The sequence below is a fragment of the Kribbella jiaozuonensis genome, from assembly GCF_005233875.1.
Lineage (GTDB): Bacteria > Actinomycetota > Actinomycetes > Propionibacteriales > Kribbellaceae > Kribbella > Kribbella jiaozuonensis.
Genome location: NZ_SZPZ01000010.1, coordinates 1 through 5,444, shown reverse-complemented (window position 1 = coordinate 5,444; position 5,444 = coordinate 1). Strand labels below are relative to the sequence as shown.

3 rRNA genes are annotated in these 5,444 nt (G+C 56.6%); all 3 read left to right on the top strand.

Annotated elements, in window-relative coordinates:
- The first annotated feature begins 2 nt into the window (after nucleotides 1-2).
- The 3 genes from FDA38_RS41985 (at nucleotide 3) to rrf (ending at nucleotide 5,419) form a co-directional block, all read left to right on the top strand.
- A 16S ribosomal RNA gene (locus FDA38_RS41985) occupies nucleotides 3-1,527 on the top strand.
- Between the two features lie 480 nt (nucleotides 1,528-2,007).
- Nucleotides 2,008-5,127 (top strand): 23S ribosomal RNA (locus FDA38_RS41980).
- 174 nt (nucleotides 5,128-5,301) lie between these two features.
- Nucleotides 5,302-5,419 (top strand): 5S ribosomal RNA (gene rrf / locus FDA38_RS41975).
- Together the 16S, 23S and 5S rRNA genes form the textbook arrangement of a ribosomal RNA operon.
- Nucleotides 5,420-5,444: the final 25 nt, after the last annotated feature.

Here is a 5,444-nt window from a genome sequence, read left to right as displayed (position 1 = left end):
TTTCAACGGAGAGTTTGATCCTGGCTCAGGACGAACGCTGGCGGCGTGCTTAACACATGCAAGTCGAGCGGTAAGGCCCCTTCGGGGGTACACGAGCGGCGAACGGGTGAGTAACACGTGAGCAACCTACCCTCAACTTTGGGATAAGCCTCGGAAACGGGGTCTAATACCGGATAACACCATACTTCTCATGGGGTGTGGTTGAAAGTTCTGGCGGTTGGGGATGGGCTCGCGGCCTATCAGCTTGTTGGTGGGGTAATGGCCTACCAAGGCGTCGACGGGTAGCCGGCCTGAGAGGGCGACCGGCCACACTGGGACTGAGACACGGCCCAGACTCCTACGGGAGGCAGCAGTGGGGAATATTGCGCAATGGACGAAAGTCTGACGCAGCAACGCCGCGTGAGGGATGACGGCCTTCGGGTTGTAAACCTCTTTCAGCAGGGACGAAGCGAGAGTGACGGTACCTGCAGAAGAAGGACCGGCCAACTACGTGCCAGCAGCCGCGGTAATACGTAGGGTCCGAGCGTTGTCCGGAATTATTGGGCGTAAAGGGCTCGTAGGCGGTTCGTCACGTCGGGAGTGAAAACTCGGGGCTTAACCCCGAGCCTGCTTCCGATACGGGCAGACTAGAGGTAGGCAGGGGAGAGCGGAACTCCTGGTGTAGCGGTGGAATGCGCAGATATCAGGAAGAACACCGGTGGCGAAGGCGGCTCTCTGGGCCTTACCTGACGCTGAGGAGCGAAAGCGTGGGTAGCGAACAGGATTAGATACCCTGGTAGTCCACGCCGTAAACGTTGGGCGCTAGGTGTGGGGGACATTCCACGTCCTCCGTGCCGCAGCTAACGCATTAAGCGCCCCGCCTGGGGAGTACGGCCGCAAGGCTAAAACTCAAAGGAATTGACGGGGGCCCGCACAAGCGGCGGAGCATGCGGATTAATTCGATGCAACGCGAAGAACCTTACCTGGGTTTGACATATAGGGAAATCTCGCAGAGATGCGGGGTCCGTAAGGGTCCTATACAGGTGGTGCATGGCTGTCGTCAGCTCGTGTCGTGAGATGTTGGGTTAAGTCCCGCAACGAGCGCAACCCTCGTCCTATGTTGCCAGCACGTCCTTCGGGATGGTGGGGACTCATAGGAGACTGCCGGGGTCAACTCGGAGGAAGGTGGGGATGACGTCAAGTCATCATGCCCCTTATGTCCAGGGCTTCACGCATGCTACAATGGCCGGTACAAAGGGCTGCGAAACTGTAAGGTGGAGCGAATCCCAAAAAGCCGGTCTCAGTTCGGATTGGGGTCTGCAACTCGACCCCATGAAGTCGGAGTCGCTAGTAATCGCAGATCAGCAACGCTGCGGTGAATACGTTCCCGGGCCTTGTACACACCGCCCGTCACGTCATGAAAGTCGGCAACACCCGAAGCCGGTGGCCTAACCCTTGTGGAGGGAGCCGTCGAAGGTGGGGCTGGCGATTAGGACGAAGTCGTAACAAGGTAGCCGTACCGGAAGGTGCGGCTGGATCACCTCCTTTCTAAGGAGCACTCGGCGCCGGCTCGTAAGAGTTTGGTGTCTACTTGCTGTTTCTCGAGCGAATGTCTCGGGGCAGCAGTGCTTCGGACTGTGGAACATTGACCATTAGGCCAGGAACTCGGATCGATCGAGCTAGTACTGCCCACCTTTCGGGGTGAGCGTGGAACGTGAGGACGGTGCGAGGGATGGGCCGAGGCGCGCTGTTGGGTCCTGAGGAATCGGGCCCTGGACTTGTAAGAGTCTTGGGACTGTTTCTTCTAGGGTCACTGTCACACTCGTGAGGGTGTGGTGGGTGGCTGGGGCCGGCTCTCACCAAACCGTTGGTGTGGGTGTTCTGGATCGGGTGTGTTGTTTCCCTGGTTTGGGTGCCTGCCTGGTAGGTGGTGGTTTGGGGCTGGTTTTCCTGCCCGTATTTTGAGAACTGTATAGTGGACGCGAGCATCTCTTTGTAGCGTAATTTTGCTTTTTGTTGTTTGTTTTGTGACAAGCTACTAAGGGCAATCGGTGGATGTCTTGGTACCAAGAGCCGATGAAGGACGTTGGAGCCTGCGATAAGCCCCGGGGAGTTGGCAACCGAGCTGTGATCCGGGGGTGTCCGAATGGGGAAACCCAGCTGGCATTCTAAAGCCAGTTACCAGTGCCTGAACACATAGGGTTCTGGAGGGAACGCGGGGAAGTGAAACATCTCAGTACCCGCAGGAAGAGAAAACAATAGTGATTCCGTGAGTAGTGGCGAGCGAAAGCGGATGAGGCTAAACCATGTGCGTGTGATAGCCGGCGTGCGTTGCGCATGTGGGGTCGTGGGAGCATTCGAGACCTAATGCCGTGGGTCTAAAGAGTTATCAATCACTGTTGAAGTCGAATCTTCTGGAATGTTGAGCCGTAGTGGGTTATAGCCCTGTAGGCGTAAGACAGTGACTCTTGAGTGTTTTCCCAAGTAGCACGGGACTCTTGAAATCTCGTGTGAATCTGGCGGGACCACCCGCTAAGCCTAAATACTTCTTGGTGACCGATAGCGGACTAGTACCGTGAGGGAAAGATGAAAAGTACCCCGGGAGGGGAGTGAAATAGTACCTGAAACCGGTTGCCTACAATCCGTCGGAGCATTCCCTTGTGGGGTGTGACGGCGTGCCTTTTGAAGAATGAGCCTGCGAGTTAGTGGTGTGTGGCGAGGTTAACCCGTGTGGGGTAGCCGTAGCGAAAGCGAGTCTGAATAGGGCGAAATAGTCGCATGCTCTAGACCCGAAGCGGAGTGATCTATCCATGGGCAGGTTGAAGCGTGGGTAAGACCGCGTGGAGGACCGAACCCACCAGGGTTGAAAACCTGGGGGATGACCTGTGGATAGGGGTGAAAGGCCAATCAAACTCCGTGATAGCTGGTTCTCCCCGAAATGCATATAGGTGCAGCGTCGCGTGTTTCTTACCGGAGGTAGAGCACTGGATGGTCTAGGGGGCTTACCGGCTTACCGAAATCAGCCAAACTCCGAATGCCGGTAAGTGAGAGCGCGGCAGTGAGACTGCGGGGGATAAGCTCCGTAGTCGAGAGGGAAACAGCCCAGATCACCAGCTAAGGCCCCTAAGCGATTGCTAAGTGGAAAAGGATGTGGAGTTGCCCAGACAACCAGGAGGTTGGCTTAGAAGCAGCCACCCTTGAAAGAGTGCGTAATAGCTCACTGGTCAAGTGATTCCGCGCCGACAATGTAGCGGGGCTCAAGCAATCCGCCGAAGCTGTGGCACTCACACAAGTACCCGGCCAACTTGTTGGTCCAGGTGTGTGGGTGGGTAGGGGAGCGTCGTGCAGCGTGTGAAGCAGCCTAGTGATGGAGTTGTGGATGCTGCACGAGTGAGAATGCAGGCATGAGTAGCGAATGACGGGTGAGAAACCCGTCCGCCGGATGATCAAGGGTTCCAGGGTCAAGCTAATCTGCCCTGGGTAAGTCGGGACCTAAGGCGAGGCCGACAGGCGTAGTCGATGGACAACGGGTTGATATTCCCGTACCGGCATTAACACGACCCGACCGAACCCGCTGATGCTAAGCCAACTAAACTTTGATGTCTTCGGACGGATGAGTGGCGTTGGTGACCCGAGGTGGTAGTAGGTGCATTGAGGAGTGACGCAGGAGGGTAGTCCAACCGCGGCGATGGTAGGCGCAAGCTGATCCGCGGGCAAGGTGGTAGGGCGAGGCATAGGCAAATCCGTGTCTCATTGAGCCTGAGAGCCGAGGCGGACCCGTTCAGGGGAAGTGGATGATCCCATGCTGCCGAGAAAAACTTCGCAGTGAGTGTTAGAGCCGCCCGTACCCCAAACCGACACAGGTGATCAGGTAGAGAATACCGAGGCGATCGAGTGAACCATGGTTAAGGAACTCGGCAAAATGCCCCCGTAACTTCGGGAGAAGGGGGACCGGATCCGTTACATCATTTACTGGTGGAAGCGGTGATGGTCGCAGAGACCAGGCCCAAGCGACTGTTTACTAAAAACACAGGTCCGTGCGAAGAAGTAATTCGATGTATACGGACTGACGCCTGCCCGGTGCTGGAACGTTAAGGGGACAGGTTAGTCGGCTTAGGCCGGCGAAGCTTTGAACTTAAGCGCCAGTAAACGGCGGTGGTAACTATAACCATCCTAAGGTAGCGAAATTCCTTGTCGGGTAAGTTCCGACCTGCACGAATGGCGTAACGACTTGGGCGCTGTCTCAACCGTGGACTCGGCGAAATTGCATTACGAGTAAAGATGCTCGTTACGCGCAGCAGGACGGAAAGACCCCGGGACCTTTACTACAACTTGGTATTGGTGGTCGGTACAATTTGTGTAGGATAGGTGGGAGACTGTGAAGCTCGGACGCCAGTTCGGGTGGAGTCATCGTTGAAATACCACTCTGATTGTTCTGGCTGTCTAACTTTGGTCCGTTATCCGGATCAGGGACAGTGCCTGGTGGGTAGTTTGACTGGGGCGGTCGCCTCCTAAAAGGTAACGGAGGCGCTCAAAGGTTCCCTCAGCCTGGTTGGCAATCAGGTGTCGAGTGTAAGTGCACAAGGGAGCTTGACTGTGAGACAGACATGTCGAGCAGGGACGAAAGTCGGAACTAGTGATCCGGCGGTGGCATGTGGGAGCACCGTCGCTCAACGGATAAAAGGTACCCCGGGGATAACAGGCTGATCTTCCCCAAGAGTCCATATCGACGGGATGGTTTGGCACCTCGATGTCGGCTCGTCGCATCCTGGGGCTGGAGTAGGTCCCAAGGGTTGGGCTGTTCGCCCATTAAAGCGGCACGCGAGCTGGGTTTAGAACGTCGTGAGACAGTTCGGTCCCTATCCGCTGCGCGCGCAGGAGACTTGAGAAGGGCTGCCCCTAGTACGAGAGGACCGGGGTGGACGAACCTCTGGTGTGCCAGTTGTTCCGCCAGGAGCACGGCTGGTTGGCTACGTTCGGGAGTGATAACCGCTGAAAGCATCTAAGCGGGAAGCACGCTTCAAGATGAGGTCTCCCACCGGGTTAACCGGGTAAGGCCCCCAGTAGACCACTGGGTTGATAGGCCAGAAGTGGAAGCGCCGCAAGGTGTGGAGCTGACTGGTACTAATAGGCCGAGGGCTTGTCACACACACAACACTGGACGTGCACGACACGGGAGTGTTGTACAGACTTCGACAAGTACTGCGCTGCAAGTAACGATGTTCGCGTTCACTGTACGGTTCCCGGAATACGGTCACCCCAGCAACCAGATCCCTGAGGGGGTTTGTGGTTCTGTGTTGGTTGATAGTGTTCTCATATTGTTTCGGTGGCCATAGCGTCGGGGAAACACCCAGTCTCCATTCCGAACCTGGAAGTTAAGCCCGCCAGCGCCGATGGTACTGCGACCGGGAGGTCGTGGGAGAGTAGGACGCCGCCGGACATTCACACTGTTAAGGGCCACCCCA